This window comes from Paraburkholderia phenazinium (genome assembly GCF_900100735.1).
Classification (GTDB): Bacteria; Pseudomonadota; Gammaproteobacteria; order Burkholderiales; family Burkholderiaceae; genus Paraburkholderia; species Paraburkholderia phenazinia.
The window spans coordinates 57,549-84,006 of sequence record NZ_FNCJ01000012.1; the positions used below are offsets into that span (position 1 = coordinate 57,549).

The 26,458-nt window shown below is 61.1% G+C and carries 27 protein-coding genes and 2 pseudogenes; 13 read left to right on the forward strand and 16 right to left on the reverse strand.

All coding sequences use genetic code 11. The features are described 5' to 3' along the window. Positions 1–25 precede the first annotated feature (25 nt). The 3 genes from BLQ92_RS24270 (at position 26) to BLQ92_RS24280 (ending at position 4,124) form a co-directional block, all read left to right on the forward strand. A complete protein-coding gene (locus BLQ92_RS24270) occupies positions 26–481 on the forward strand; it encodes an Rrf2 family transcriptional regulator (RefSeq protein ID WP_090687334.1) in 456 nt (151 codons plus the stop codon). A 191-nt stretch (positions 482–672) separates the two neighbouring features. Continuing rightward, positions 673–1,320 carry an NAD(P)-dependent oxidoreductase gene (locus BLQ92_RS24275; RefSeq protein WP_090687336.1) on the forward strand — a complete coding sequence of 216 codons (648 nt, stop codon included), beginning with the start codon at positions 673–675 and terminating at the stop codon, positions 1,318–1,320. A 353-nt stretch (positions 1,321–1,673) separates the two neighbouring features. Further along, the gene (locus BLQ92_RS24280) at positions 1,674–4,124 is read left to right on the forward strand and encodes a mechanosensitive ion channel family protein (protein WP_425194923.1); all 2,451 of its coding nucleotides are present in this window, start codon (positions 1,674–1,676) and stop codon (positions 4,122–4,124) included. On the opposite strand, the gene BLQ92_RS24285 is transcribed toward BLQ92_RS24280, so the two are convergent. After that, entirely contained in the window at positions 4,121–4,786 is a 666-nt protein-coding gene (locus BLQ92_RS24285) for a cysteine dioxygenase family protein (RefSeq protein ID WP_090687341.1), read from the reverse strand. The two genes, BLQ92_RS24280 and BLQ92_RS24285, sit on opposite strands and share 4 nt — an antisense overlap. Before the next feature lie 130 nt (positions 4,787–4,916). Here BLQ92_RS24285 and BLQ92_RS24290 point away from each other — a divergent pair, with 130 nt between their 5' ends. Then, positions 4,917–5,384: an Lrp/AsnC family transcriptional regulator gene (locus tag BLQ92_RS24290; protein ID WP_090687832.1), complete on the forward strand. Its 468-nt coding sequence runs from the start codon at positions 4,917–4,919 to the stop codon at positions 5,382–5,384. A 166-nt stretch (positions 5,385–5,550) separates the two neighbouring features. On the opposite strand, the gene BLQ92_RS24295 is transcribed toward BLQ92_RS24290, so the two are convergent. Both BLQ92_RS24295 and BLQ92_RS24300 read right to left on the reverse strand, forming a co-directional pair. Continuing rightward, the gene (locus BLQ92_RS24295; protein ID WP_090687343.1) at positions 5,551–5,955 is read right to left on the reverse strand and encodes an Hsp20/alpha crystallin family protein; all 405 of its coding nucleotides are present in this window, start codon (positions 5,953–5,955) and stop codon (positions 5,551–5,553) included. Positions 5,956–5,969: 14 nt separating this feature from the next. After that, the gene (locus tag BLQ92_RS24300; RefSeq protein WP_090687346.1) at positions 5,970–6,410 is read right to left on the reverse strand and encodes an Hsp20/alpha crystallin family protein; all 441 of its coding nucleotides are present in this window, start codon (positions 6,408–6,410) and stop codon (positions 5,970–5,972) included. A gap of 263 nt (positions 6,411–6,673) precedes the next feature. On the opposite strand from BLQ92_RS24300, the gene BLQ92_RS24305 reads away from it, so the two are divergent. Continuing rightward, complete coding sequence (locus BLQ92_RS24305) at positions 6,674–7,060, forward strand: hypothetical protein (protein WP_090687348.1); 387 nt, start codon at positions 6,674–6,676, stop codon at positions 7,058–7,060. Positions 7,061–7,539: 479 nt separating this feature from the next. On the opposite strand, the pseudogene BLQ92_RS24310 reads toward BLQ92_RS24305, so the two are convergent. Next, positions 7,540–7,935: pseudogene (locus BLQ92_RS24310) on the reverse strand (SDR family NAD(P)-dependent oxidoreductase); the annotation flags it as partial. Position 7,936: 1 nt separating this feature from the next. Here BLQ92_RS24310 and BLQ92_RS24315 point away from each other — a divergent pair. The 3 genes and pseudogenes from BLQ92_RS24315 to dmeF all read left to right on the forward strand — a co-directional run. After that, positions 7,937–8,563, forward strand: a pseudogene (locus BLQ92_RS24315) (AraC family transcriptional regulator); the annotation flags it as partial. 222 nt (positions 8,564–8,785) lie between these two features. Further along, the gene (locus tag BLQ92_RS24320) at positions 8,786–9,061 is read left to right on the forward strand and encodes a metal/formaldehyde-sensitive transcriptional repressor (RefSeq protein ID WP_090687365.1); all 276 of its coding nucleotides are present in this window, start codon (positions 8,786–8,788) and stop codon (positions 9,059–9,061) included. Between the two features lie 8 nt (positions 9,062–9,069). Beyond that, positions 9,070–10,347 carry a CDF family Co(II)/Ni(II) efflux transporter DmeF gene (gene dmeF / locus BLQ92_RS24325; RefSeq protein WP_090687367.1) on the forward strand — a complete coding sequence of 426 codons (1,278 nt, stop codon included), beginning with the start codon at positions 9,070–9,072 and terminating at the stop codon, positions 10,345–10,347. A gap of 153 nt (positions 10,348–10,500) precedes the next feature. Here dmeF and BLQ92_RS24330 read toward each other — a convergent pair whose 3' ends face one another. From BLQ92_RS24330 to BLQ92_RS24340, 3 genes are all read right to left on the reverse strand, one after another. Next, entirely contained in the window at positions 10,501–11,523 is a 1,023-nt protein-coding gene (locus BLQ92_RS24330) for a MerR family transcriptional regulator (RefSeq protein WP_090687369.1), read from the reverse strand. 116 nt (positions 11,524–11,639) lie between these two features. Further along, the gene (locus BLQ92_RS24335; protein WP_090687372.1) at positions 11,640–12,209 is read right to left on the reverse strand and encodes a nucleotidyltransferase family protein; all 570 of its coding nucleotides are present in this window, start codon (positions 12,207–12,209) and stop codon (positions 11,640–11,642) included. Positions 12,210–12,214: 5 nt separating this feature from the next. Then, complete coding sequence (locus BLQ92_RS24340; protein ID WP_090687374.1) at positions 12,215–12,637, reverse strand: DUF3224 domain-containing protein; 423 nt, start codon at positions 12,635–12,637, stop codon at positions 12,215–12,217. Between the two features lie 70 nt (positions 12,638–12,707). Between BLQ92_RS24340 and BLQ92_RS24345 the strand changes: the two genes are divergently transcribed. Further along, the gene (locus tag BLQ92_RS24345) at positions 12,708–13,583 is read left to right on the forward strand and encodes an AraC family transcriptional regulator (RefSeq protein ID WP_090687376.1); all 876 of its coding nucleotides are present in this window, start codon (positions 12,708–12,710) and stop codon (positions 13,581–13,583) included. A gap of 8 nt (positions 13,584–13,591) precedes the next feature. Here the strand turns inward: BLQ92_RS24345 and BLQ92_RS24350 are convergent, their stop codons facing one another. Then, positions 13,592–14,563, reverse strand: coding sequence for a tetratricopeptide repeat protein (locus tag BLQ92_RS24350; protein WP_090687378.1), 972 nt, complete (start codon positions 14,561–14,563; stop codon positions 13,592–13,594). Positions 14,564–14,960: 397 nt separating this feature from the next. Between BLQ92_RS24350 and BLQ92_RS24355 the strand changes: the two genes are divergently transcribed. The 4 genes from BLQ92_RS24355 (at position 14,961) to BLQ92_RS24370 (ending at position 18,886) form a co-directional block, all read left to right on the forward strand. Further along, entirely contained in the window at positions 14,961–16,235 is a 1,275-nt protein-coding gene (locus BLQ92_RS24355; protein WP_090687380.1) for an MFS transporter, read from the forward strand. Between the two features lie 294 nt (positions 16,236–16,529). Further along, positions 16,530–17,357, forward strand: coding sequence for an aminoacyl--tRNA ligase-related protein (locus BLQ92_RS24360; RefSeq protein ID WP_090687381.1), 828 nt, complete (start codon positions 16,530–16,532; stop codon positions 17,355–17,357). 174 nt (positions 17,358–17,531) lie between these two features. After that, the gene (locus tag BLQ92_RS24365; protein ID WP_090687383.1) at positions 17,532–17,990 is read left to right on the forward strand and encodes a hypothetical protein; all 459 of its coding nucleotides are present in this window, start codon (positions 17,532–17,534) and stop codon (positions 17,988–17,990) included. A 182-nt stretch (positions 17,991–18,172) separates the two neighbouring features. Beyond that, the gene (locus BLQ92_RS24370; protein WP_090687385.1) at positions 18,173–18,886 is read left to right on the forward strand and encodes a GNAT family N-acetyltransferase; all 714 of its coding nucleotides are present in this window, start codon (positions 18,173–18,175) and stop codon (positions 18,884–18,886) included. Between the two features lie 77 nt (positions 18,887–18,963). On the opposite strand, the gene BLQ92_RS24375 is transcribed toward BLQ92_RS24370, so the two are convergent. From BLQ92_RS24375 to BLQ92_RS24410, 8 genes are all read right to left on the reverse strand, one after another. Further along, positions 18,964–19,350: a BON domain-containing protein gene (locus BLQ92_RS24375; RefSeq protein WP_090687387.1), complete on the reverse strand. Its 387-nt coding sequence runs from the start codon at positions 19,348–19,350 to the stop codon at positions 18,964–18,966. A 30-nt stretch (positions 19,351–19,380) separates the two neighbouring features. Then, positions 19,381–20,526 carry a porin gene (locus BLQ92_RS24380; protein WP_090687390.1) on the reverse strand — a complete coding sequence of 382 codons (1,146 nt, stop codon included), beginning with the start codon at positions 20,524–20,526 and terminating at the stop codon, positions 19,381–19,383. 92 nt (positions 20,527–20,618) lie between these two features. Beyond that, on the reverse strand, positions 20,619–22,247 hold the full coding sequence (locus tag BLQ92_RS24385; protein ID WP_090687393.1) for a 3-(methylthio)propionyl-CoA ligase: 1,629 nt from the start codon (positions 22,245–22,247) through the stop codon (positions 20,619–20,621). Positions 22,248–22,289: 42 nt separating this feature from the next. Next, positions 22,290–22,652: a Rieske (2Fe-2S) protein gene (locus BLQ92_RS24390; RefSeq protein ID WP_090687395.1), complete on the reverse strand. Its 363-nt coding sequence runs from the start codon at positions 22,650–22,652 to the stop codon at positions 22,290–22,292. After that, a complete protein-coding gene (locus BLQ92_RS24395) occupies positions 22,639–23,199 on the reverse strand; it encodes an RBBP9/YdeN family alpha/beta hydrolase (RefSeq protein WP_090687397.1) in 561 nt (186 codons plus the stop codon). The genes BLQ92_RS24390 and BLQ92_RS24395 overlap by 14 nt, the downstream gene beginning before the upstream one ends. Positions 23,200–23,239: 40 nt before the next feature. Continuing rightward, positions 23,240–24,088 carry a TauD/TfdA dioxygenase family protein gene (locus BLQ92_RS24400; protein ID WP_090687399.1) on the reverse strand — a complete coding sequence of 283 codons (849 nt, stop codon included), beginning with the start codon at positions 24,086–24,088 and terminating at the stop codon, positions 23,240–23,242. 10 nt (positions 24,089–24,098) lie between these two features. Continuing rightward, the gene (locus tag BLQ92_RS24405) at positions 24,099–25,079 is read right to left on the reverse strand and encodes a quinone oxidoreductase family protein (protein WP_090687402.1); all 981 of its coding nucleotides are present in this window, start codon (positions 25,077–25,079) and stop codon (positions 24,099–24,101) included. Between the two features lie 34 nt (positions 25,080–25,113). Then, positions 25,114–26,430, reverse strand: a complete 1,317-nt coding sequence (locus BLQ92_RS24410; protein WP_090687404.1) for an MFS transporter — start codon at positions 26,428–26,430, stop codon at positions 25,114–25,116. Positions 26,431–26,458: the final 28 nt, after the last annotated feature.

Here is a 26,458-nt window from a genome sequence, read left to right on the forward strand (position 1 = left end):
ATTGTCGTAGCCGGGCAGGTGCGTTTTGAATACCAGTAGCCGGTTTGCCTTTGCGGTTCACGTGCTCTCGCTGCTGTCGTTGCAGGAGGGCGTGCCACTTTCGTCGGAGATGATTGCCGGCAGCGTGAACACCAATCCCGCGCTGATCCGGCGTCTGCTGACGATGCTAGCCGACGCGGGGCTCACCACCGCGCAGCTTGGCGCGGGCGGCGGCGCGCTGCTGGCGCGGCCACCTGATGAGATTACGCTGCTCGAGGTCTATCACGCGGTCGACGATGCGCAACTATTCGCCATGCATCGCGAGGAGCCGAATCCGGCTTGCATGGTGGGGCGCAATATTCAAACGGTGCTGCGCGGCATCATTAGCGAAGCACAGCAGGCCATGGAGGCATCGCTGGCGTCACGCACGCTGGCAGATGCGACCACTGACCTGGTCAAGGCCGAACGCCTGCGCGAACGCAAGCGTCGGCCGGCAGGATAGGGCGGTGAAACGGAACTACCGGCGTGCGCTGCGCGAGCAGGGGCGCCGGAGCGGTTCGAACAGCAGCACACACGGCAGCAATGCCGGTGGCAAGCTGGAAGCAAGCTACAAGCGGGGGGCTGAGCCCCTCTTTTTTCGACGTTATATGTAATCAATGTGGTTACATATAAGCAAATCACAGGAGAATATCCATGAGCAAGGCATTGAAGATCGCACTGATTGGCGCAACCGGCATGATTGGATCGCGGATCGCCGCAGAAGCAGCGCGTCGCGGCCACCAGGTGACGGCGCTCGTGCGCAATCCGGAACGGGTGCCGGCTGATGTCGCCAATCTGAAGGCAGCACAGGTCGATCTGCTGGACCCCGCCAGCGTCGCGGCGGCAGTGCGCGGCAACGACGTCGTGGCGAGCGCCTATGCGCCTCCGCGCGACGATGCAACGACCCTCACGAAGGCGACTCATGCGCTCGTCGAAGGCGTGCGTGCCGCAGGTCTGAAGCGTCTGGTGATCGTGGGCGGCGCGGGTTCGCTGGAAGTGGCGCCGGGCAAGCAACTGGTCGACACGGAAGGTTTTCCGGACGTCTATAAGGCGGTGGCGCTGGCGCACCGCGAGGGGTTCAAGTACCTGCGCACGCTGACCGATCTCGACTGGACCTTCTTCGCCCCTGCAGCCTTGATCGCCCCCGGCGAGCGAACCGGCACATTCCGCAGCGGCGCCAATACGCTGATCGTCGACGCCGAAGGCAATAGCCGTATCTCGGCTGAAGACTATGCCGTGGCGTTTGTCGACGAACTGGAACAGGGCCGTTTCGTGCGCCAGATCGCGACGGTTGCTTATTGATAGCAGTAGTGCGGGTGGGACGGGGCGGAGCTTGCTGGACGGGGCTTGCCGCGTAGGCTATGCGACGGCCGGTCGTCACATCCCACCCGGGCGCGCAAGCCCCCTAACATTCCGTTACGCATGCAACTGCGCTACTGCGGCAACTGAGGCTACACTTGGCGTCTCCCGTTTTGTTGCGGATTGCCATGAAGTCATGCCTACAGCGGTGTGAATCCGGGGCTGCGCCGTCTACCGGCGGGCCACGGGCGTTTCGCACTGCCGCTTATTTTTCTCGTCGTCTGGATTCCGACCCTCACAGCGGCCCCGCAGGGCCGGTGCGGTCGCGGTCGCTCGCATGGCCGCTTTATCTGTGGATGTGCGTGCTTGCATGTGTCACCTGTTTTTCGTGGACGCCGGCAGTCGCGCAGGCTGCCGCCACGCCCGTCATTCCGGCGTTGCAGAGTCTCATCAACAGCGCAACGGCCACGCCTGCCTCCGCGGCATCGGCGGCCGATGCCGCGTCCGCACCGTCGCCGGCCAGCCAGGCCGAGCTGACGCGCTCGCTCGATAGCGTCATCTCGACACTCGACAACGATCGCCAGCGCAGCGCGCTGGTCGCCCAGCTCAAGAAGCTGCGCGACGTCAGTCGTACCGTTGCGCCCGCGGCGCCGGCGCAACCGAGCCCCGGCCTGCTGGGCGCCATCGCATCCGGCATCGCTTCGTTCGAGACCGGCGTGCATCAGGGTCGCACGCCCTTGCGCTATTGGGCCGGGCGCTTTAACGCCGCCGGCAACGAGTTCTATACGATCGTCTCGAGCCAGGGGCCCGAGAGTCTCGGCAAGATCCTGCTCGACATGGTGGCGATGCTGGCCGGCTGGGGCGCCTGCGCATGGCTTTTGATCTACGGGCAGCGCCGGCTGCATACGCGCTATAGCGTGGATGCGAGCCTCAAACCGAATCCATCGACCGGCGAACTGCTGATCTTCGCGCTACGGCGAGTCGGCCCGTGGATCGTCGCGTTCCTCGCCGCGCTGCTGTTCGCGCGGGCCATGCCCGATGCACTTGGCCGCACGCTGGGGATGGTGGTGGCCTATGCGATCGTCGCCGGCGCGGTGTTTTCCGCGATCTGCCTGATCATGTTTTCGCTGTTCGGCTCAGGCCACCGGCGCGTCGCCGTGCGTGTGCTGCTCGAGCATGCGCGCCGCCTGCTGTTTGTGATCGGCGTGTGCGGCGCGCTCGGCGATGCCGCAGTGAACTACGACGTTGCCCATCAGCTCGGATCGAATCTCGCCGAACTGGTCTCGACCGTGGCGAACATGACCGCGGCCGTGCTGACCGCCTATTTCGCGCTGGCGTTTCGCCGGCCGGTGGCGCACCTGATCCGCAATCGGGCCTACGAACCGCGTCATGACCATAAAGCGGCAACCGACGCGTTCGATGTGCTCGCTTCGCTCTGGCATGTGCCGGTGCTGGTGCTCGCGAGCGCGTCGGTGGTCGCCGTGATCGGCGGCTCGGGCGCGAACGAGAACGTGCTGCAGATCTCCGTGGTCACGGCGCTGTTCCTGGTGCTGGCGTTCTTCCTGTCGGCCATCGTGCTGCGCGCGACGCGACCGCGCAATATTCGCAGGCACCGCCGCTCGCCTTATCTGAGGAGACTGCTGCGGTTTGCGGGGACGCTTGTGACACTGGTCATCTGGCTCGCCTTCATGGAACTGGCGGCGCGACTGTGGGGCGTCTCGTTGGCGAGCGTTATCGAGGAAAACGTCGCCGCGCGCGGCATCGCCCATGCCGTAATGGCGATTTTTGCCACCTTGTTCATTGCCTGGCTGCTGTGGATCCTGATCGACACTGCGATTACCGAAGCGCTGAGCCCTGGCGGCGGTCCACGCAACAAATCACGCAATGCCAGCACGCGCGCCCGCACCATGTTGCCGCTGGTGCGCAATGCGCTGTTCGTCACGATCGTGACGATCGCCGGCATTGTGACGGCGGCGAATCTGGGTATCAACGTGACGCCGCTGCTCGCCGGCGCGGGCGTGATTGGCCTCGCGATCGGCTTCGGTGCGCAGTCGCTCGTGACCGACCTGATCACGGGCCTCTTCATCATCATCGAAGACACGATCTCGGTGGGGGACTGGATCGATGTCGACGGCGGCCACGCGGGCACGGTCGAACATCTGTCGATCCGCACCGTGCGGCTGCGCGACGGGCAGGGCGCGATCCATGCGATTCCATTTTCGCAGATCAAGATCGTGAAGAACCTGTCGCGCGATTTTGCGTATGCAGTGTTCGAAGTCCGAATGAGTTTTTCGGCCGATGTGGATCAGGTGACGCAACTGATCCGCGAAGTGGGCGCGGACCTGATGGCCGACTTCCGCTACCGGCGTGAGATGCTGGGCCCGATCGAGGTGTGGGGACTCGACCGGTTCGACCCGAACTGGATGGTCGTGAAAGGGCAGATCAAGACGCGGCCGCTGCAGCAATGGAGTGTGGCGCGCGCCTTTAACGCGCGCCTGAAGCGCAAGATGGACGAAGCGGGCATCGAGATTCCGGTGCCGCAGATGCGGATCTATACGTCGTCGAAGGATGACGAGGGGCAGCCGTTGGCGGCGGATGAAGCGCCGCTGCATGGGCATGGCGCCGAGCCGGGTCATGGGGCGGCGCATGCCGCACCGCATGGCGGTCCGGCTGCGGGTGCGCGGGCAGCGAATCTGGCGGTGGCGCGTGACGTCTCTCATGAGCCGCGGCCCTCGCCACCGTCTACCGGCACCGCCCCGGTGTCGCCGCAGATTCCTACGGCGGGTGAGGCGGGGAAAACGTCTTAGGCGATGGCCTGTTCCAGGGCAGGCTGTGAGCGCTCGGCGACCTGCAGCAGATCGTTCACGTGGGTGCCGATCTGCGAACCTTCGACGCCGTAGATATGCAACGAGACGGCCGGCGCATCGCTCGCGTTGCCGAGCCGATGGATGCCGCTGCGGCCGGCGCGCACGAACGACACAGCGCCGCTGGCGCGCGGGTGCGTGCGGGTTTCGCTGGCAAGCTGTTGCGACTCGTCCCAGGCAAACACCGTTTCCGACAAGGTGCCGTCCAGTACGGCGTAGCCGCACCACGTGTGATGGGCGTGGACGTGGCTCGCCTGTCCCGGCATCCAGACCAGCGCGGCGATGGCATAGCGGCCTTGGGGATCGGCGGCGAGCAGATGACGCCGGTATGTTTCGGCCGATCCTTCGCGCTGCGACGGCGCGAGCAGCCCCGGGTCCGCGGCAGCCTCGGCGAGCGCGGTTCTGATGCGTAGTGCAAAGCCTGACCGTTGTGAGGGATCGGCGGCGCCGCGCTCTTGCTCGAAGGCGGCATCCAGTGCCTCGCACAGGCGAAGCACCGGTGCGGCCGCTGCCGGCGCCTGCGGCCGGGCTTCGCTGCGCATGGAGAACGGCGCGTGCGGGGCGGTGGAGCGGTCGATGGGCGACAGGGTGGTTTCGTGGCTCATGAGGGCTTGGGAGGCGCTTGAATTCGGTTATCGGGTACGGATATTTATACCGGTTTGCGCGGAGAAAGAGTTTTCATATAATTCCCCTTGGGTTGTCAAAAGTAGAATAATTTTCTACCTTGGGGTGCGTATGGGAATGGATGTCATCGATCGCAAGCTGCTCGAACTGCTTCAGGAGGACGCGACCCTGCCGATCGCCGAACTGGCGGAGCGCGTGAATCTGTCGCAGACGCCGTGCTGGAAACGGCTGCAGCGGCTCAAGGAAGCAGGGGTGATCCGGGCTCAGGTGGCGCTGTGCGATGCGCGTAAGCTGGGGGTGGGGACGACGGTGTTTGTTGCCGTGCGGACTAACCAGCATACGGAGGAGTGGGCGGCAACGTTTACACGGGCTGTGCAGGACATTCCTGAGGTGGTGGAGGTGTACCGGATGAGCGGTGAGACGGATTACTTGTTGCGGGTGGTGGTGTCGGATATCGACGATTACGATCGGGTGTACAAGCTGTTGATTGGGGCTGTGCCGCTTTATGACGTGAGCTCTAGTTTTGCTATGGAGCAGATCAAGTATTCGACGGCGTTGCCGGTGAGGTATCCGCGCTAATCGTTGATTTTACGATTAGCAGCGCCTTATCCGGTGCTGCTGCATCATCGGGGCATGTTGCCAATTTGGGGCGCCGACTCGCGTGCATGCCCGCGCGGGAATATCTGCGCAGCCGTCCACCGGACAGCTGCGCTCGTACCCGTGTCGGCCGCGGCCTTTCACTCCGTTAATCCACCCGTATATCAATGCGGCGCGGACGCGCTTCTTCGCGACGCGGGATGCTGAGTTTCAGCACGCCGCCCTGCAGATTGGCGTCGACCTTGGACGTATCGAAATCCTCGCTCAGGGTGAAGGCCCGCGCGAAATGCGGCGCGCGAATCTCTGCATGGTGCAGCCGCAGGTCGCCTGGCGTGGGCACCACTGCCTCCGCTTCGATATACAGCCGCCCATCGTGCACCTTCACATCAAGCTTGTCGCGCGACACACCCGGCAGGTCGGCCCACAGGGTGATGCCGTGGCTGTCCTCGATGATGTCGACGGCCGGCGTAAGCGTTAAACGGCGAGCGCTGTCCTGGTTACTACGGGCCACACTGCTGGTATCTCGCTGTGCGATTTGAGTCGTGTCGTTCATGGCATCCTCCTCGATTACTGGATGGTGATGGCGCGTGGCTTCGAGGCCTCGCGCTTGCCGATCCGGATGGTCAGGCAACCGTTCGAATAGCCAGCCTCGACCTTGTCCGGATCAGCGTTCTGCGGCAGCTCGATCACGCGTCGGAACGTGCCGAAAAAGCGCTCCTTGGCGTAGGCGCGGGTTTCGCTCCCCGCCGCCAACTCCGGCGCTTTGCGCTCACCGGCAATGGTCAAAGTGCCCTTGTCGACGGTCACTTCGAACGTGCCTGGATCAATGCCTGGTGCGAATGCAACGATGTTGATGGACTCGTCGGTAGTGCCGATGTTAAGAGGCGGGAATGCGTCCGTGCGGCTCGAGCGGATGCTCGATGGAAGGTTGCCGAACAGCGCAGACATCTGCCGTTGCAGACGATCGAGTTCCCCAAACAGGTCGTTGCCGAAGTAGAAGTCACTCATGATTCAATCTCCCGTGATGCGAAATGATCAAAGGCGTCCACCTGCCGCCGCGCCGCGTCGAAGCGCACGCGCTCGCACTTCCTGAAGACACTGTATGGGCGGCGCGCAGCGGCCTTTGCGGCCCAAAAATAGGCGCTTGCCCAAGACTTTCAATATCAGCAGATCGAATATTGACTGCGCCTCAATATATTCCGCCGGATATATTGAAACACCTGGCGGGAGCCCTTATTTGCACCGCGCGGATTGTTCTGGAAGGAGGCAATATGGAGTTCGATACTGACTGGGTGACGCTTGGCAAACACCGTGTCCGGCTGCATGCGACTCGCGGCTTTCCAGCCGAACGGCTGCGCGTCATGGCCGAGGTCGCGCGGCTGGCCATTGAAAGCAATATGAGCGCGCGGGCGCGCCTCGTGGAAGTGGTGTTTCGCGATCAGGACGGCGCGTATGACATCTCCGTCGGCACGACCATCGCCGAAGACCGCACGTGCGCGGCGCCGATCGAAGCTGCCCTTGCCACGATCCTCGGCCTCACCCCCGAACAGGTAGTGTTGACGGTAAAGGCCGTCTCTCAGGATGAGGTGGACTTGAGCTTCGGCACTTACGAGCGGTTGCTGGCGCAGAAGATCGGCGCCACCGCCCCGATCCAGTAGTTCGTTCGCGCTAGCGCGCGGCACTTGAGCGTTACCACGGAGTTCAATACGGCCGCTCTGACGCCGCGCTATTGTTGATTTCGTATCGACCTGGTCCGAACTTGCAGCGCCTGGCATCCGTTAGCCGGGTGCGCCTGCAGATTCGACCGGCAGTAGCAAGCTTGTGAACGGCCACTCAGGAACGCGGGGTGAACGTATCAAAGTGGCCGGTTGCCGTCGAACGGGTCATCGCCATCGGGAGGAGTCGCGGTGCCATGGAGGTGCCATGCGTGCGAGTCACGGAGCCATGCATCTGATCCGCAATGATTTTTTGGAGGAATCGAGCAGATCAAGTACTCGACGGCGCTGCCGGTGCGGCATCCGAGCTAATCGCTGGTTTTACGGATAGCAGCGCCTTATCTAAGCGCCAGCCCGTCATTGGCACGGGGCGCCGCTTTCTTGCAGCGAATCTGTCGAGATTGCCGCCCCGCCAGCGGTCCTCAGCCATCAGTCGAGACCGTAACAGCCTCCCAGTCACAGATCTCATTCTCCAACGCGGACAACTTGTCCCTCACGAGCCCGAGCGCATCGCTACCGAGCAAAAGGTGCGTGGGAGGGCGATCCGCGGCGATTGCGGCGAGCATCGCGCGTGCCGCTTTCTGGGGATCTCCCAATTGCTTGCCGCTTTTCTCCTCACGAGTTTTGCGGATGGGGTCGAAGATACGGTCGTAATCCGCAATCGAACGGGGTGTTCGTGTCATCGAGCGACCCGCCCAGTCGGTGCGGAACGAGCCTGGCGCGACGGCTGTTACGGCGATGCCGAAAGGCTTGACCTCTTTGCCCAGCGCCTCAGAAATACCCTCCAGCGCGAATTTGCTTCCGCAGTAGTAGGTGATTTTCACATTGGCCGCTGAACTGGCGGTACAGATCGACCGTGAAGACGCAACGGAATACGGGCAGGCGCCTCAGAGCATGACGTCAACCCCGATGGATGATGCGATGCAGGCGTCCGTGTTGCGCTTCCTTGAGGCGATGCATCGGCCGCTCGAAGCCGCTGTATTGGGCCCGGGCCTGCTGCGCGAACTCTATTTCCGTGTACTCACCGGAAAGCAAGGAAGCTCGATGCGCGAGTCTTTGGCGATGAGAGGGCAGTTCGGCCGGATAGGCAGATCGCTGCGCCTCATCCATGCCGGCTATGCGCAGCCGTTGGACGTGATGCAGTTGGCCGCGGAAGCGGGAATGAGTATTCCCAGCTTTCACAGCCACTTCAAGGCAATCACACGCGTCTCGCCGACGCAATACGTGAAGTCAACGCGTTTGCATCAGGCTCGTCTGTTGATGGTCCGCCAGGATTTGACTGCGGAGGCCGCGAGCCACGCAGTGGGTTACACAAGCACGTCCCAGTTCAGCAGAGAGTTCAAGCGGCTTTTTGGTTTGACGCCAGCGGCAGAGGCGAAGCGCATGCGCGAGAGCTTCGCCATTCCGGCAGCGTTCGGCGATGCGACGTACGTTGCGTCACACTGAGTTTTGACGGCTACACGCCTCAACCCGGTAACAAACGAGACGGTGGTTGTGTTCCATCTTCTCCCGAGTGCCCGGAATCAAGTGGACTGTCACGATTCCCTGGAAGGCGAAGCGAAGCCGAGGGCAAGCAAAATCTTTCAACAACCCTTCGGTCACGACGAATTTAGTATACCCCTCCACCCTATTTTTATATACTCCCCTAGGGTATATCGGAGGCCATCAATGAGTCACACCATTCGCGAGAAACAGAAGCTTCTCAACCGCGTCCGCCGCATCAAGGGACAAGTGGAAGCCATCGAGCGGGCGCTCGAGGAAGAGCGGGGGTGCGTCGACGTGCTGCAGCAGATAACCAGTTGTCGCGGAGCGATGAATGGCCTGCTGGCGGTAGTGCTCGAGGACCATATCCGCAGTCATCTCGTCGACGCCGACCATCACGAAGAGCCAGGCGGCAGCGCGACTGAGCAACTCATCGAAGTCGTTCACAGCTATTTCAAGTAGAGCAGAACATGAGTGATTTCAAAGACGCCGCGTTTGGCGCGGGACACGACCACATCTTTCTGGGTGCGGCCCATGAGCAGAATGAGCGTAGGACATGGGCGGTCATCGCGCTGTGCAGCGCAATGATGCTGGCTGAAATCGTCGGCGGCAGTATGTTCGGATCGCTGGCGCTCGTTGCCGACGGTCTGCACATGTCGACGCATGCAGGGGCAATGCTCATTGCGGCACTCGCCTACACCTACGCGCGCAAGCATGCGGCCGATTCCCGCTTCGTGTTCGGTACCGGCAAGCTTGGCGACCTCGCGGGCTTCACGAGTGCCATCGTGCTTGCCATGATCGCAGTGCTGATTGGCTACGAAGCTGTGGCGCGTTTTCTGTCGCCAGTGCCGATTCATTTCGGCGAAGCGATTCCCATCGCCGTGGTCGGCCTGCTGGTCAACCTGGCAAGCGTTTGGCTGTTGAGCGGCGACCATCACGGCCACAGTCATGGTCATAGCCATGGGCACGGCCATGGCTATGACGAGCACGCTCACGAAGACGAGGTGCAGAAGATTTTTGCTCCGTCAGGTGTGTTTGCGGTTTCCATCTTCGAAGAGGGTGTGCCTCCTGTGTTCCGCATTACGCCAGCGACGCAGCGTTCGCGCCTGGACTCGTCGGCGGTGTCTGTGACAACCGTGCGGCCTGATGGGACGCAACAGGTATTCGCTCTTGCGGACCGTGGGGGCTATCTGGAATCAATGGAAGACATTCCTGAACCACACGCCTTCAAGGCCATTGTGCGGATGCCGGACGGCGAGCACGAGGTCGAATTCGAAGAGCACGAGCACGGCCATGACGCTCAAGATGCCGCGACCCGGGATCACAATATCCGGTCGGCCTACATCCACGTAATAGCTGACGCAGCGGTCTCCGTGCTGGCGATCATCGGTCTCGTACTCGCGCACACGTTTGGTTGGCTTTGGATGGACCCGCTTGCCGGCGTCGTTGGCGCATTGGTGATTGCGAACTGGTCATACGGCTTGATGCGTGACACCGGGGCAATCCTGCTCGACATGAATCCGGATCGCCGCATGGCCGAGAACGTTCGCCACGCTATCGAGGACCGTGGCGACAAGGTGGTCGACTTGCATGTGTGGCGGCTGGGTCCAGGCCACATGAGCGCGGTCGTATCTGTCGCGACCAGCGAATCGCAGCGGGATTCACGTTTCTATCATACGTTGCTTGAACGCTTCAAGGGACTGTCGCACCTCACGGTCGAGGTCCAGCCTGTTCAGGCGCTGGCGTGATCCACGGCAGTCAAGTCACCGTGTATCGACGTGATTGTCGTCTCGCCGGGTTCTCGCGGAGGCGGCACGGCGAAGGCCAGTCGCCTCCACAACAATCGAACGGCGATCGATCAAACGCCCCTTCGACGCTCGTATGAAGTCGGAAGGCAGGGATCACGTCGTTTCAGGCTGACGCGCGATCCTCGCCCGTACCTCCGGTGATGCCAGGCACGTAGCCACAGCCTCGTAACCTGGCGCACCTGGGTAAGGTGCTACGCGAGTGGGAGGACTGTGATTCGCCGGGCAAAGAATAACGGCCTCGTCTGGTCCGATTGCCGCCAGGTCCAGAATCGCAGAAGAGCGCGTCAGCATGAAGATAGGCCGCCCCCCGGTTCTCGCCTGGTGGCGAAGATGGGTAATCAATGCCTCCTGAGTGGACTGTTCCAGATCCTGTTCGATCATGTCCACGACCAGGACGTCAGGGCCGTTACTTTCCAGAACGACGAGCAACGTGATCAGGGCGGCGGATTCTGTTGCGCCCTCGTCGACGAGCCACCCCAAGGCTCGATCGACGCGCGACTTGAGAGCCGGGTCGGCGTTCAGCAAATCAACTGCCGCGGCACCCCCATCTTCCAGTCGGTCCAGACCAAGGAAGACCGCATTAGGCAAAGTCTCTGCCAGACGACGGGCCAGCCTGGTCTTGCCACTGCCCAGCGAACCGATGATGTAATTCAATGGCCGGATATCGCGAAGTTCGAACCATTCACCACCCCACGGCCATGGAAGCTCAAATGCCACGCTGATCTCAGTTCGATCGAGCAAGCGCGGCAGCTCTCCGTCGGCAGGCATCTGACCGCGTGCAAGATCGGAGCGGATACTCCGGACCTTGTCGAGCTTACGAACAAGCTCATGAATTTCATCATCGAGTGCGGTCTCGTGCGCAGCTAAAGCAGTGCCCAAACTTTGAGGGTCACCATCCAGTACTCGTCCAACGTGGGCAAGACTAAGACCGAGCGCGCGCAGGGCCACGACCTCGGCAGCACGAGCCATAACGTCGGGTCCATACACTCGGTATCCTGCCGCGGTACGGCCGGGCGTTACCAGTCCTTGCTGCTCATATAGCCGCAGGGCTTTGATCGATACGCCGAGGCGTCTGGCCGCTTCCGACGCGTTCAAACAGGGGGTGGAAGAATACATCAGTCACCTCTTTGTTGTTGACGGGCAGAAGTCAGCATGAGGGTGACCCCAAGGGCCGGGTCAACGAGATTTTAGAACGTCTCTGAGGGGGCGTGCCGCAGCCTTACATTCACTGCCTACCAAGGTTCCCGCTGAAGATGTGGCCACTCGCGTTGCCAGCGCTCGGTTTTTTCGGCGTATACGTCAGGTATCGGAAGTGCGCGATTGGGTTTCAACGCACCTTCGAATAGAGCCGTTAGGCCGAAGGGGGAGTAGACCTCGAACTTCTCATGCACGCGCTTGATCCCGACTGCAACCGTCGCGCACGGGAATCGGTCTATGCCATCCGAGGCCTGGTTCACGGGGCCAAATGGAATTCCAAACTTCGTCTCGTACCACAGTGGAACACGGGCCTGGTTGCGCACCTGTACTTCAACAGGGATGTCAGAAAATATCTGCCTCGCTTTACAGATCGCGTCGTTTTCCGCATCCCATGATGTATCCGGATCGTAGTAGAACAGGTCGTAATCGCGAATGCCCGCGTGGACATCTCGTTCGCAAGCGAAATTCCAGATGGATTGCGCAATACAGCCGGCGGTCAACCACCAATCCTCAAAGCCAAGTTGTGCTGCTCTGCCCAGAATCAGCGCGTTCCATCGATTCGTTTGTACAACCTCAACAAGGCGGTGCTCCAAGGTCGCGGACATTCGCCTTAGCCTATGCGGTAATTTAACGTGTAGTGATGCGTGCCGGATTCGCGTCGTATGAGGAGTTCCCCGCGTATCCCGGCTAGTTCGCCGGTACCGGAGCCTGGCGCGATGCTGATACGCAACTCCTCACTGCCTGCGGACATTTGCCCGAGATGGGCCAGCGCGAATCCACCAACGCGACCGTTCAACGTACCAGAAAATGATTCGAGCGCGACGTATGTCGCTTCGCCCAGTTGCGGTTGGCCAGCAGTGAGCATTTCGCCGAAGGCGTGGCCTTTCAGGCCGCCGTGGTACTCTTTTTCGAGCGCATGACGGCCGACGGCGGATGCACCGGTCGGCACCGGAATCATATCTGGCGCGCCAATTTTCACGTCAAACTCGCCAACCGCGACTAACGACTCTGCATTGGAAGAAGCTACGCTCACAGGACCTCGCACAAGAAAATTGCAACCATAGACAAGACTGCTCCGACGTCGCTAATTGAAAGATTCATAGATGGCATCATCATTGATCAAAACTCAGCCTATGTCTTGTAGAAAGCCGACATCGGAGTTTGACACGACGCTGACGCAGCGCGCTGTGCTGTTGCCCCAGCACGTTGGTCAGCGATTCCGGATCAACCGGTATCCGGTGGGCGAGGCATTGGCCCCATGGGCGGAATTTCACTGGATCGTCGAATGGGATCTACTGGACAACGATCTGCACACCCAGCGCGTCATGCCGTATCCCAATGCCAATCTAGCCTTCGAGGCCGGGCAGACGGCCATTCATGGCCCATCCAGGGGGCTCTTTACGCGGCAATTGCGAGGTCGTGGAAGGGTACACGGCGTGCGATTCAAGTGTGGTGGCCTGCGCCCGTGGATCGATTGTTCGATGTCCACGCTGAGCGATACTCAGGTTTCGCCTCTGTACTGCCTGCCGCACAGTGCGGATATCACCGAGGTCGAGGAGAACATCCTGAATCTCAAGGATCACCGGGACGCTGTTGCGTACGTCGAGCGCTTGCTGTCGACGCAAATACCGTCAATTGATCCGTTAGTCGAGCGCCTCGACAATGCTGTCCAGGCAGTGCAAAGAGACAGCAGCATCACTCGCGTACCTGCGTTACAGGAGCTTCTGGATCTAGACGAGCGTGCGTTGCAACGCTGCTTCTCAAACTATTTGGGGGTGACACCCAAATGGCTCATTCAACGCGCCAGAATCCACGACGCGCTGCAGTCTCTTGCCGTGGACGCAGAAACACCGCTTGCCCATCTCGCCTTGCGCTTAGGCTTCTTCGATCAGGCGCACTTCAATCGTTGTTTCCGGCAGCACACCGGCCAATCCCCTCAGCAATATCGCCAGGCACTCCATCTAATGCATGGCGCATAAAATGCGTATCACTGATTGGTATCAGGGTGGGCTGCCTGGTACGCTTGCAGTCGGCTCGCGTATGCGGCGGCATCGCGCTCGTCGCCCGTGGCCCGATAGATTTCCTTAAGTTCATCCAGCACGTCCGGATTCGTTGTTCCGTTGGCGTCGTATTCAGCAAGCAGGTGTTGCTGGATCGCTAGCGCTTCGGCATTCCTGCCCAACAGGCGCAGCGTCCAACCGACAGAGCACCAGGCTTGACGGGTCGCCTCCGCGTCGCCGGCTCGTTCACGCAGCGCGAGCGCGATGCGGAATTGGTCGAGCGCTTCCTGGTGGCGATTGAGATCGTTGAGCGCGTTTCCAATATTGTTGCGCAGGGACGCTTCCCAATGCTGTGCCTTGGGATCGGAAGAGTCCAGAGCGAGTGACAGCGCGCGGTCGTCCCAGCGCAACTGATCCGCGGGAGCGGTATCGACGAAGGCCATCATGTGCAGAGCGTCCACGGCCAGCGCATCGAGATGATATTGGCGTGCCAGGCGAAAGGCGTTTGCATAGTCTTCGCGCGCTTCGCGCATCGTTTCCGGCGAGGCTCCTCCAGCCGTGGATACGGCCGAGGCGAACGTGCGGCCACGCTCCAGGTAGTAGCGTACTTGCGCCTCCGGTGAAACGCGGGCCAGTTTGGGTTTGAGATCATCGAGGATCTGGCGTGCCTGGGCGAACTGTCCACGTAAGCCATAGGTTCGCGCGATCTGGGTCTGCAAAATGAAGCTCTGGTTGGCATCGGCGCCTGCTAGTGCGGCGCGGAAGCGCTCCTCGCTGGTGGCCGGCGAATCCCAGTTCCAAAGCTGATCGACATCGATAGGGGCGGCCTGGAGCAGCCTGGAAAGGCTGATCGCGACGACGAACGCGAGCAGGGTATATAGCGGGAACAGGCCGCGCGATCGCGTTGCTGAATGGGCGCGATTGTCGTGCAAATCTTGGGTGGCTTTGGTCTGGTTCATGGGTTGCCAGTTTAGAGAGCCTGGGGGCAGGACCGTATGCTAACGCCGAATGACTGCGCAAAATATTCCGGGGCCATTCGGTTTGGTAAAGACTGCGTCGCGTGTATCGATTTCGATCATTCTGACTTGCGTAAATATTCGCATTGCATGAGGCAGGCGGGACCTAATTCGGTCATTCGATGCGGGCTCTGAAATGACGGTCTAACGTCTAACTGTTAGTCGACACGGCAGGCTGTATCGCCGATAATTTAGTGCATCTTCATCTGCCGACGCGAAGCGCGTCGAGGCCATCTCGGCAGTTTGCGAAACACGCGAATCTATTCAAGACTCGCTTGAATTCACGCTCCGCGCGAACCGTTAATCAGGCGTAGCCAATGCCGACCAGGGGTGTCGCTCCATGGATTCAGGAATAACTTCGGGCGGAGAAACGCGAGCGCCGGCGTTTCGCTGGTTCTGGCTCGCGAACCTGGCGATCCAGGTCGGCGGCCGCGCATGGACTCTGGCACTACCGGTTCTCGCCATCCAATACCTCTCGGCCGACAGTCGCCAGGTAGGCTACCTGACGGCGGCCGAAACGGTAGGCCCCATGCTGTTGCTGTTGCCCGCTGGCGTATGGATCGATCGAATGTCCAAACGTTACGCGATGATATTCTCGGCGGTGAGTCGCGCGTTACTGATCGGGACCGTCCCGGTCATATGGCTGAGCGGGTGGCTTGGCATGCCGTCTCTCTACGTCATTGCCCTGTTCGTCGGCGTGGCAAGCCATTTCTACGGTATCGCCTATCAGGCCTACGTACCGCTGCTCGTCGGATCTGGCGAGAGCTATCGGGCCAACACGCTGCTCACGACATCATCCAGAGCGGCTGATGCGAGCACTCCCATTGTGATCGGGTTCGTGATGAAACTCATCGGCGCACCTGTCGTGGTTCTGCTGGATTCCGTCGGGTATCTCGTCTGCGCAGCGATCCTCACGCGCGTACCGCATAAAGAAGAGGTGCACGCCGATACGAGCAAGCGGGGTCTGCGTCAGGGAATGATAGAAGGGCTCCGTTTCGTCTGGTCCGAACCTGCCTTGCGCGTCATCGCACTCGCTATGCTTCTCTCGAACTTCTTTGCAACGGCGATCACCACACTGACGCCCATCCTGGTGCTTGAGACCCTACGTCTTGGGCCAGCCGGGTTGGGGGTCGTCTACTCATCGGTCACGGCAGGTGGCCTGGTGGGCGCACTGCTTCTCGGTCCAGCGCGGCGCAAGTTCGGCATCGGTACGCTGCTCACGGGGGGATTGGTCGTCGCGGCCGGCTTCTGCATACTGACGCCGCTCGCCGCGAGCCTGCCGGTCAATGAAGCGCGGTTTGGCCAGGCGGTGCTGATGGTCTCGATGTTCGGCACGGCCTTCGGCGGGGTCTTCTTCGCCGTTTCCCAGATCAGCCTGCGCCAGATGTTGTGTCCAAAGGATCTGATGAGCCGCGTCAACGCAACGATGCGGTTCGTGGTTTGGGGCACGATGCCCCTCGCTAGCATGGCGGCCGGCCTCAGCGCACATATGTTCGGTCTTGTGCCGACGATGTGGATTGCCGCGCTGGGTACGATCGTCACGGTGTTTCCAATCCACGGCATCTCCCGGCATGTCCCGTCGCAGTTCGGCGACGCGGCGAAATCCCTTGGCTGATACGCTGATACTCGGACGTTCGGGCGATTGATTCCTTGCAAATGAGCCGATATCCAGGTATTTTTGTGGAACAGCGGGTGTGTTCCTGCTGAATAGCAAAGGGAGCAAGCAATGGACGCTATGCGTCATTGGGTCAACCAGCGAGGTTTTGGCGGTACATAACCGCCAACGCCTGTTTTTGCTTGTTTGTTTTGCACAATTTCGGCGCTGGCAAGGCGCCGAATTCTTTTGCTTTCCATTTTCTGCGTCTTGCGAGCTCCGGTAACCACCGACGATCTCATGAGGCGTAATCAAATGGAACAGGTCTATGAATTGAACAATTTCCTCTTCTATGACGAGGAGGACATCCGCTTGCGAGAGCAATTCACGCGTAGCATGCCGGCGCAGATTTCAACGATTCTCACGCAACTGAATTCGGCATGGACCTTCGAACGAATAGAGGCGCCGTCGCTGATTCCCCGTGACCTGTTGAGCGCGGAATACAGTGACAACGATATTTGGGCGCAACCCATCAGAGAGCAAGAGACTCCCCTGGCGCTCAAGCCTGAGACCACACCATCGACATATGCTTGGATGGTCAAAAAACTGGAAGCACGCTCACGAAAGCTGCCTTGGTGCGTTTGGCAATTATCCAAGAGCTTCCGTAGGGAGCAGGACCAGCCCAGCCGGCACATGCGTCTGAAGGAGTTTTGCCAAATGGAGTTTCAATGCCTGTACGCCGTCGATTCCAAGTGCGACTACATGCGGGAAGCCATGGAGCCACTCGCGGAATGGTTCTCTCGTGAGCTCTGCGTGCCGACTCGTGCGGTTCAAAGCGATCGCTTACCGGCCTATTCCGAGAGGACATGGGACATCGAAGCGTGGAATGCCGACAAATGGATGGAGGTCTGCTCTGTCTCGTTACGCAAGGATTTCCCCATTCAACCGAGAGTGAAAGATCGTGCGGTCGAATGCCGGGTTCTGGAAATCGCCTGCGGCCCGGATCGGATGGCGTACTGCAAGAGACAGTCGCTTTTGGCGGTGCCTGCGCTGCGGCCTCACATGCTGCTGGATATGGCGGTTGATGCGCTTAGCCAAGAGGCGCCAATAGAATGCTCGGCGGACTTAACGCTCCGAACGTAAAGGTAGCCGCGGAATTCAGATGGTCTACGCGGTCTATGGGTGTTCGAGCGGTAGGGACGGCCATGGATCGGCGTTCGCCAGCACTGCCGCACGGACGTTTAGGTGGCCGTCAGCCAACCCACTGCGAATGACGGTTACACTGGATACCCCATCTTCATGTGCCAGGAGACTGCTATGAGCAAGCGTACCCTTGTATCGACTGCCGCCACGTTGCTGTGCGTGGGTGCCCTGACGGGCTTGACCGCCATCCCGGCTCAGGCAGGCGGCGCGCCGGTGAAATGCCATCTGACCTTCAGCATGTCCGGATGGTCGGCGATTTATCAGCATGCCGAAGGACGGGGCAGAGTAACTTGCGATAATGGGCAAAGGGCCGCTGTCACGATCAGCGTGCATGGCGGTGGCCTGACGGCCGGCAAGTTTCACGTCAACGGCCACGGCGATATCACCAATGTCTACAGCATCAGGGATGTGTACGGCAGTTATGCGCAGGCCGGTGCTTCGGCCGGTGCGGGAAGTAGCGGTACTGCCCAGGTGTTGACCAAGGGAACGACGTCGATGGCGTTGAGCGGCAGCGGCGAAGGCGTAGACCTTGGTGTAGCGGTCGATGCTTTCAAGATCGAACCGGTCCACTGAGACACCAGAGATGCTGTGATGTATTCCCTACGCCGGGCGTCATAGCTTTCAATCACTATTTTCGCCCAGTGCTCGAGTCGAGCATCGGGCAATATGGATGGCACCTGAAAGGTGTTTCGAACCGCCGGGATGTTGGAGCACCGAGATTCTCGGCGGCCGGCTATGTCACTGGAACGGATTGGATGAAAGTATCGACAATGGAAATGCCAAAACCCCTGGCCGTTCATCGGGTTGATCCGCTGATCGTCGAGGCGTGGGTGACGGGCTGGACGCTGTCGCGAAGAACGCCCGCTCCGACGGTGTTACCAATTGGTTTTCGGGTCGACGTCGGATTGCCTCAAGAAAAAACACGTTACGTGCTGCCGGAATTTCGACCAGAAGTCGTTACGGATCTGGCTTCCCGCATCCATACTCCATGGACTTTCATCAAGGTTTGCGCCGAGCCGAGGACTGTGGCTGAGGTCCTTCCGCAGGCCTGGACCGTACAAGCGCCTTTATTCATGATGGCGACAGCGTTGGCCGGCAACGAAGCTTCGCAAGGCGAGGGCATCCTCCCAAAAGGGTATGTCGTGCGCGTATTTGACGAGGGGCCAATTATCCGGGTGCAGGTCGAGGACGCTGCGGGTGAGATAGCCGCGAGCGGTCAGTGCGCCCTGAACGGAGAGTCGTGCATATTTGACCAGATCGTCACGCATGAGTTACACCGAAGACGTGGCTTGGGAAGCGTAATCATGACGCTATTGAGCGACGAGGCTGTGGCGCGGGGAAAGCGGCAAGGCGTTCTGGTGGCGACGGCCGATGGGCTTGCGCTGTACCGTGCCATCGGATGGACTGTCCACTCGCCCGTCACCTCTGCCGTAATCATTCCCGCTGATGAACGCGCAGCCGGGAAATAGCTCTCCGGCAGCGGCCGTGAAATCTTCCACGCCCCAGGTGGAGGACCTCACCGCACTCCGCACCAGACTAAGGCCGCTTACATTCCGCCCAACGGTTTCTTCACCGTCAGCTTGTTGGTGACAGATGTCACCCCGGAAACGCTCCTCGCGATCGCCTCAGCCTTGCCGATCTGGGCGGCTTCCGTGACCGTGCCATTTAGTGTCACTGCGCCGTCTTTTGCGATAACACTGATGTCGCCGGCACTGATTTCCTTGTCCTTCCCGATAGCGGCATAAACCCTGCGGCGCAGGGCACGGTCCGCTTTCCGGCCCGCGGGGGCCGCGGCGCCCGATGCCATCATCCCGGACGCACCCTGCGCACTGTTGGGTGCACTGCTTGCTTCACCGGATTGGGACCATGCCGTTGTGGATGCTGCAACAAACAATGCGGCGATCGCCAGCTCGAGTGTCTTGATTGTTTTCATGGATGACTCCGGTTCATTAAGGTGACGAAATCAGAAGCTATGGCGAATGCCGATCATGGCCGCAGTAGTGGAGACACCGGGTGCAACCGGGGCTCCATAGATGATCGTCTGGTTCATCGTCCCCTTGTTGTTGACATACCCGACCTGTGCATACGCCTTGGTCCTCACGGACAGGTTGTATTCCGCACCCACTGCGAACTCGCTCGAGTGATTCGCTGAATTGTTGCGGTCCTTGAGGTAGTAGTAACCGGACGTGATCTTGAAGGCGGGATTGAACTGATAGCCAAGGCCGCCCGACGCCATTTCGAAGTCGACGCTATTGCTCTTCGCCGGGTTTCTGGCAATGGCATACGAGGCGGATACCGAAAATCCGCTGATCGTGTACATCGCACCGAAGTAGTAGAAGCGGTTATTGTCCAGGCCTGTCGCTGGCGTGGCCGGAGCCGCTGGATACGTCAGCGGAAACGGGTTGGTGTCGTGTCCGTTGTAGTACACCGCAGACAGGTTCAGACCGTAATTCGAATACTTGAGCACGGCCGACTCGCGTGTGCCTCCCTGGAACTGTCCCGCGACCCCGCCCGGCGCGTACTCGAGCGCAAGCGTCGTGCCATAGAATTTCGGCGAATTGTAGACCAGCGCGTTGCTGTCATACAGGGCGCCAATTGGAGCGTTCGTGCTGGTGCCGGGCCAGCCGGCCGCCTGATTGACGCCCAGCCATGCAGTCAGGATGCTGCCGAAATACTGTGCGCCGCGTACGTCCGTTTCCGCCATCGCATAGATCATCGGGACGATCTGCCGACCGGCGTCGAACGTGCCAAACGGCCCGCTTGCCCCAACCGTCGCATACTGGTTGAAAATTGCGGTCGTGCCGGGCGTGTCGGATAGCCCAAACTTGCCGTTCGTGGTGTTGAACGTGCCTTGCAGCTTGAACGTGATCTTGTAGCCGCCGCCGATGTCTTCGCTTCCCTTCAGGCCCCAGTAGCTGGAGTAGATGCCGCCGTCCTTGAGTTCATAGACATGCCCCTGATTCGGTGCGTGTGGCTGAAATGTTGCGGCCGAAGTGCTCTGATACAGGAGTCCACTGTCGAGTACGCCGTAGAGCGTAACCGAGGACTGGGCATGAGCTGTCGCCGAAAAGACGATCAGCACTGCCAGGCTACTTGACTTGAATTTCATTGCGTCTCCTCCAGGTGTGGGGCGCGCCGGGTGGCCCCGGCTGCTAATGGCTTGTTGCTCGAATGAAACTGGGCTGTTACTACGTCGGTGTCTCAGGCCGACAGGTAGTAATCGCCAAACTGATTCCGTAACTGATTCTTGAGCACCTTGCCGGTTGCGCCGAGCGGAACCGAGTCCACGAACACCGCGGCGTCTGGCTTCCACCACTTCGCAACCCGGTCGTCAAAGAACGCGAGCAGTTCATCCGCGGCGAGCGCGCTGCCGGGTTTCTTCACGATCAACAGCAGCGGTCGCTCGTCCCACTTCGGATGCCGCGCGGCGATGCAAACCGCCGTCATGACTTCGGGGTGCAGATACGCGACATTTTCGATGTCGGTCGAACTGATCCATTCCCCGCCGGACTTGATGACGTCCTTGCTGCGATCCGTAATCTGCATGAAGCCGTCGGGATCGATCTTTGCGACGTCGCCGGTCGGAAACCAGCCGTCGCGCAGTGGCGATCCGCCGTCGTCGCCGAAGTACTCCTGGGCGACCCAATGACCGCGCACAAGAAGGTCGCCCGTTGCGCTGCTATCCCACGGCAGATCGTTGCCTGCGGGGTCGACGATTCTCATGTCGATGCCGAACACAGGGCGCCCCTGTTTTGCCTGAAGGGCGTAGCGCTCCTCCATAGGCAGGGACACCTGATGCGCCTTGAAACTGCAGACGGTGCCGAGCGGGCTCAATTCCGTCATGCCCCATGCATGCATGACCTCAACGTGATGGCGCTGCTGGAACGCCGTCGTCATGGCTGTGGGGCAGGGAGCTCCGCCGATAATCGTGCGCTTCATCGACGAAAACGAACCCCCGATTGCGTCGACATGCGCGAGCAGTCCCTGCCAGACCGTCGGCACGCCGGCCGACAGCGTGACCTGTTCGTCCTCGATCAGGTCATGGAGCGACTTGCCGTCCAGCGCCGGACCCGGAAACACCAGCTTCGCACCCACCATGCACGCGATATACGGCAGTCCCCACGCGTTCACATGGAACATCGGCACGACCGGAAGAATCACATCGCGCGCTGAACAGTTCAGTGAATCCGGCAACGCTGCGGCGTAGGTGTGCAGCAGCGTCGAGCGGTGGCTGTATAGCACCCCCTTCGGATTGCCGGTCGTCCCCGACGTGTAGCATAGCGATGACGCGCTGTTTTCGTCCAGCATCGGCCAGTCGAACGCGTCGCTGTAGCCGTCGATGAGATCCTCGTAGCACAGCAGCATGGTGGATAGGCCATGATCTTGCGGCATGTGCTTGCGATCGGTCATGGCAACAAAGACCTTCGGGCTCTTGACCCGCGGCGCGACGCTCTCGATCAGCGGCAGAAACGTCAAATCAAAGAACACGATCTGATCTCCCGCATGCTCGATGATGTACGCGAGTTGATCGACGTGCAGACGGGGGTTGAGCGTGTGCAACACGGACCCGGTCCCAGACGCGGCGAAGTACAGTTCCATATGCCGGTAGCCGTTCCACGCCAGCGTCGCCACCCGCGCGCCGGGCCGGACGCCGAGGCCTGCGAGGGCGTTTGCCATGCGGCGCGCGCGCTGCGCAAGCTCCCGGTACCGATACCGGTGGATGTCGCCTTCGACCCGTCGCGACACGATTTCCTGTGCGCCGTGGTGGCGTTCAGCGTGCATGAGCAGCGATGCGACCAGCAGCGGTTGCTGCATCATCAAACCTTGCATCCTTGTTCCCCTGAATAACTGCATGTTCCCGCGCGGCCCGGATCACGGGGCCGCATTGCACACCGATGCCTGCGCGGCACTGGCGGCCGGATCTTCGAGACTCACGAACAGCTTTCCGTCGATGGTCCGGACCGGGAAAGTCGTCAGGCTCAACCCGCCCGCGCCCGGCATGCAACCGGTGCGCACGTCAAAGCGCAGACCGTGCGCCGGGCAACTCAGCACACACCCGTTGAGATGACCGTTTGCGACCGAGGCCCCTTGGTGAGGACACGAGTCGTCAATCGCGTGGATCGTGCCGCCGATATTGAACAGGACAACACTGCGGCCTTTGATCAAGGCCCGCTTTCGCTGGCCTGGCGCGAGTTCATCGACCGTGCCAACCGGTACCAGATCAGATGAGTTCATGGATCAGTGTCTCCGCCATCGGCCATTCACCAAACCCTGCAGCCGGATTCAGGTGGCCGACTTCGCCAAGATCGACGAGCCGGCTGCCCCAGGCTTTCGCCATCGCCACGACGCGCTCGAACTGCGCGAGCGGATCGTTGCGGCTCGCACCGACAATGCTCGGAAACGGCAGCGGCTTGCGTGGAATCGGCTGCCAACCGTTCTCAGCCAACGCATCGAAGGCCGGGTAGCCTGCCGGCAGCGGCACTTCGAGGTCGGCCGGAGCGGCGAGCAGTGCGCCGTGAATCTTGCGGCTGTGCTGCTGGGCCCAATGCACCGTGATCATCACGCCGGCGCTATGCGCGACGAGGATTACCGGACCATCGATTTTCGCGAGGGCGGCATCGAGCGCGGCGACGCGTGCGGCGCAACTGAGTTTGTCGTGCTCGAGCGGCGGCACCGAGGCCACTTTGGGCAGTCTCCGTTCCAACAACGTTTGCCAATGCTCTGCAACGTAGTCGCGCAAGCCCGGCACCAACAGGATGGTGGGTGTCATATCGAGGGTCATGAAGTGGTCTGCGATCCCATGCAAGATGCTTGCTACGCGATCAGTACGGCTTGTCGCCGACAATTCCGGCGCGCTCCATCTTGCGGTGACACGGCGGGTAATCCATCACTGCATAGTGCTGCGTGCTGCGGTTGTCCCAGATCGCGATGCTGTTGGGTTTCCAGCGCCAGCGGACCTGGTACTCGGGGATGTAGGCCTGGCTGATGAGATAGCGCAGCAACTCACCCGCACCCGGATTGGCGTCCTGCCCGAAGCGCACGCGTGCCGGCGTGTGGTAATTGGTGAAATGGGTGGTGAAGGCGTTCACGAACAAGAGCTTCTCACCGGTCTCGGGATGCGTGCGCACAACAGGGTGTTCCGCGTCCGGGAATTGCGCCTTGAGAGCGAGACGTTTTTCGACCGGCATCGCGGCACCGAAGCTCGCCTCGATACTATGCCGGGCTCGCAGGTCGGCAATCTGGGTCTTGATGTGCTCCGGCAGGTTCTCGTAGGCGAGGACCATGTTTGCCCACATCGTGTCGCCGCCGACCGGCGGGCACTCCACGCAGCGCAGGACAGCACCGAACTGCGGCGCCTCGCGCCAGGTGGCATCCGCGTGCCACGCGTTTTCATACCGGTCGTTGGGCTGTTCCGGGTCTTTGTAGATGCGCACGAGGCCCGGATGTTCCGGATCGCTGCCGGCGACCGGATGGTCCTCCAGTTCGCCGAAACGGCGCGCAAATGCAACATGCTCGGCGCGCGAGATGTCCTGGTCGCGCAGGAACAGCACCCGGTGTTCGAGCAGTGCCGCACGGATCTCGGCAAACAGGCCGTCATCGTCGATGGCGTCGGCGAGATTCAAGCCGGCCAGTTCGGCCCCGATGGCGCACGTCAATTGTTCGACTCGCATCGCGTTCTCCTCAGATGACGAACACCGACGAGCCCGTCGTCTTGCGCGATTCAAGGTCGCGGTGGGCCTGCGCCGCGTCCTCCAGCGCGTAACGCTGGTTGAGTTCGATCTTGATGCGTCCTGCGGCGACATGCCCGAAGAGTTCGCCGGCGAGTTCGTCCTTCTCGGCGGGATCGGCGATATAGTCTGCCAGCGCGGGGCGCGTCAGATAGAGCGAGCCCTTCATCGCCAGAATCTGCGGATTGAACGGCGGGATTGGCCCGGACGCCGTGCCGACGCAGACCATCAGGCCACGGCGCCTCAGCGAATCGAGCGATGCTTCGAAGGTATCCTTGCCGACGCTGTCGAACACGACGTCCACGCCAACGCCGTTGGTCAGTTCACGCACGCGCTTCGCGACGTCCTCCCGGCTGTAGTAGACGATGTGGTCGCAGCCATGCGCGCGGGCCACTTCGCCCTTGGCCTCGTTCGAAACGGTGCCGATCACGGTGAGACCCAGCAGCTTTGCCCACTGCGACACAATCAGGCCGACACCGCCGGCGGCGGCATGCAGCAGGACGGTGTCACCCGCCTTGAAATCGTGAATGCGGCGCATCAGGTACGACGAGGTCAGGCCGCGCATGGTCATGCCGGCAGCCGTTTCGCAGGAAATTGCATCCGGCAGCTTGATGAGCGGCGCCGCCGGGACCAGGCGTTCAGTGCTGTAGGCGCCGAGCGTGTTGAGAAAGCCGGTGTAGGTCACGCGATCACCGAGCGCGACGTTGCTCACATTGAGGCCGATTGCCTCGACCACACCTGCAGCCTCGACGCCCATACCTGCAGGCATGGGCACGGGGTATAGGCCGGAGCGGAAGTAGGTGTCCGCGAAATTCAGGCCCACTGCCTCATGGCGCAAGCGAACCTGTCCGGGGCCGGGGTCGCCCACTTCAACATTTTCATAGCGCAAGACTTCGGGACCGCCCGTCTCATGGAAACGCACTGCTTTCGCCATTTCGAATCTCCTATCCTTTTTTCGAACTACAAATTTATTTGGCCTGTTCACGCAGGGCATTCACGCGATCGAGGTCGATGCCATAGTTCCGTTTGCCAATGAAGAAGGCGATTGCCGCGACGAGAGGTGCAAACGGCACGAGTTGCAAGGCGCCGAGTAGCCCGATCCGGTCAGCCACAATGCCCGTCAGGACGGCTGCGGGTGCGAGACCCAGCAGGTTGTTCGCCAACGTCAGGGTGGCAAACGCCGACGCATGGATCGACGGTGGGGTAAGGTTCGCCACCATCGCGCCCGACGGGCCCGTCGCGCCTGCGCAAAAGAACATGCCCGCGCCGATCATGACGAGTTGTGCCGGACCTGCCGGCATCCGGAAGCCGATCGTGAGCAACACGAAGCAGATCAGGCAGAAGGCGAGGGCAGTGCTCCACTTGTTTTCCCGCTTATGCTTGCTGAGCCGGTCAGCCAGATTGCCGCACACCACCATGCCGAAAGCGGTGGCCAGTACGAACACGGCCGCGCCCATGGCCGCCTTGCCGGTGGACATGCCGTAGTAGCGGTTCAGGAAGCTAGGCATCCACGCCCATACAGCGGCCGGAACCAGCAGGTGAATGCCGCTACCCACGTAGGCACACACAACCGACTTCGTCGAAAAGAGTCCTTGCATCAACGCGCGCAAGCTCATGCATACACCGGCGCCCTGCATCCGACGGCCCGCGTTTGCCGGTTGCAGCGGCGCGAGCCGCTTTTCGGTGATGACAGCCCGGTAGAGAACGACCAGCACGATCCCCAAAGCCGCCATTGCGCCGAACGCCGCGCGCCAGCCCAGGTGGGCCGCGACTGCACCGCCCAGCGCCATGCCCAGCACTGAACCGAACGCCCCGCCGGCCATGAACGCGGCGGTGAGTGTAGCGCGCAGCCGTGCCGGAAAGATGCTAAGGACGACCGCGATGCCGACACTGCCGTAGGCCGCTTCACCGACGCCGACGAAGGCGCGCGCGAGCAGCATCTCGCCATAGCTTGTCGAGAGCGCACAGCCGAGCGTCGCGAGACTCCACATCGCTGCCATCAGGACAATGCTCTTCACCCGGCCCCAACGATCGGCGAGCACTGAAAGCGGAAAGGTGAGCACGCCGACCATCAGCGCGACCACACTGCTCAGCGAACCCAGCCGCGTGTCCGAAAGGTGCCACGTGGCCTTGAGCATCGGAAACACCGCATTCAACACTTGCCGCGACATGTAGTCGGAGAGCAGCAAGCCCACCGTCAGGACAAATACCACCCACGCATACGCTTGCACGTCTTTTTGCGTCGTCGAAATGTCGGCCGTCGTGGGCTCAGCGTGCGTGAACATGAGTCGTCTCCTTCGTGTCCAGCTTGTC

Bases quoted from the DNA above. Each gene is read 5' to 3' on its own strand.
- BLQ92_RS24275 (WP_090687336.1), top strand. From the start codon at position 673: ATGAGCAAGGCATTGAAGATCGCACTGATTGGCGCAACCGGCATGATT.
- BLQ92_RS24280 (WP_425194923.1), top strand. From the start codon at position 1,674: ATGTGCGTGCTTGCATGTGTCACCTGTTTTTCGTGGACGCCGGCAGTC.
- BLQ92_RS24285 (WP_090687341.1), bottom strand. From the start codon at position 4,786: ATGAGCCACGAAACCACCCTGTCGCCCATCGACCGCTCCACCGCCCCG.
- BLQ92_RS24290 (WP_090687832.1), top strand. From the start codon at position 4,917: ATGGGAATGGATGTCATCGATCGCAAGCTGCTCGAACTGCTTCAGGAG.
- BLQ92_RS24295 (WP_090687343.1), bottom strand. From the start codon at position 5,955: ATGAACGACACGACTCAAATCGCACAGCGAGATACCAGCAGTGTGGCC.
- BLQ92_RS24300 (WP_090687346.1), bottom strand. From the start codon at position 6,410: ATGAGTGACTTCTACTTCGGCAACGACCTGTTTGGGGAACTCGATCGT.
- BLQ92_RS24305 (WP_090687348.1), top strand. From the start codon at position 6,674: ATGGAGTTCGATACTGACTGGGTGACGCTTGGCAAACACCGTGTCCGG.
- BLQ92_RS24320 (WP_090687365.1), top strand. From the start codon at position 8,786: ATGAGTCACACCATTCGCGAGAAACAGAAGCTTCTCAACCGCGTCCGC.
- dmeF (WP_090687367.1), top strand. From the start codon at position 9,070: ATGAGTGATTTCAAAGACGCCGCGTTTGGCGCGGGACACGACCACATC.
- BLQ92_RS24330 (WP_090687369.1), bottom strand. From the start codon at position 11,523: ATGTATTCTTCCACCCCCTGTTTGAACGCGTCGGAAGCGGCCAGACGC.
- BLQ92_RS24335 (WP_090687372.1), bottom strand. From the start codon at position 12,209: ATGTCCGCGACCTTGGAGCACCGCCTTGTTGAGGTTGTACAAACGAAT.
- BLQ92_RS24345 (WP_090687376.1), top strand. From the start codon at position 12,708: ATGGCATCATCATTGATCAAAACTCAGCCTATGTCTTGTAGAAAGCCG.
- BLQ92_RS24350 (WP_090687378.1), bottom strand. From the start codon at position 14,563: ATGAACCAGACCAAAGCCACCCAAGATTTGCACGACAATCGCGCCCAT.
- BLQ92_RS24355 (WP_090687380.1), top strand. From the start codon at position 14,961: ATGGATTCAGGAATAACTTCGGGCGGAGAAACGCGAGCGCCGGCGTTT.
- BLQ92_RS24360 (WP_090687381.1), top strand. From the start codon at position 16,530: ATGGAACAGGTCTATGAATTGAACAATTTCCTCTTCTATGACGAGGAG.
- BLQ92_RS24365 (WP_090687383.1), top strand. From the start codon at position 17,532: ATGAGCAAGCGTACCCTTGTATCGACTGCCGCCACGTTGCTGTGCGTG.
- BLQ92_RS24370 (WP_090687385.1), top strand. From the start codon at position 18,173: ATGAAAGTATCGACAATGGAAATGCCAAAACCCCTGGCCGTTCATCGG.
- BLQ92_RS24375 (WP_090687387.1), bottom strand. From the start codon at position 19,350: ATGAAAACAATCAAGACACTCGAGCTGGCGATCGCCGCATTGTTTGTT.
- BLQ92_RS24380 (WP_090687390.1), bottom strand. From the start codon at position 20,526: ATGAAATTCAAGTCAAGTAGCCTGGCAGTGCTGATCGTCTTTTCGGCG.
- BLQ92_RS24385 (WP_090687393.1), bottom strand. From the start codon at position 22,247: ATGCAAGGTTTGATGATGCAGCAACCGCTGCTGGTCGCATCGCTGCTC.
- BLQ92_RS24390 (WP_090687395.1), bottom strand. From the start codon at position 22,652: ATGAACTCATCTGATCTGGTACCGGTTGGCACGGTCGATGAACTCGCG.
- BLQ92_RS24395 (WP_090687397.1), bottom strand. From the start codon at position 23,199: ATGACCCTCGATATGACACCCACCATCCTGTTGGTGCCGGGCTTGCGC.
- BLQ92_RS24400 (WP_090687399.1), bottom strand. From the start codon at position 24,088: ATGCGAGTCGAACAATTGACGTGCGCCATCGGGGCCGAACTGGCCGGC.
- BLQ92_RS24405 (WP_090687402.1), bottom strand. From the start codon at position 25,079: ATGGCGAAAGCAGTGCGTTTCCATGAGACGGGCGGTCCCGAAGTCTTG.
- BLQ92_RS24410 (WP_090687404.1), bottom strand. From the start codon at position 26,430: ATGTTCACGCACGCTGAGCCCACGACGGCCGACATTTCGACGACGCAA.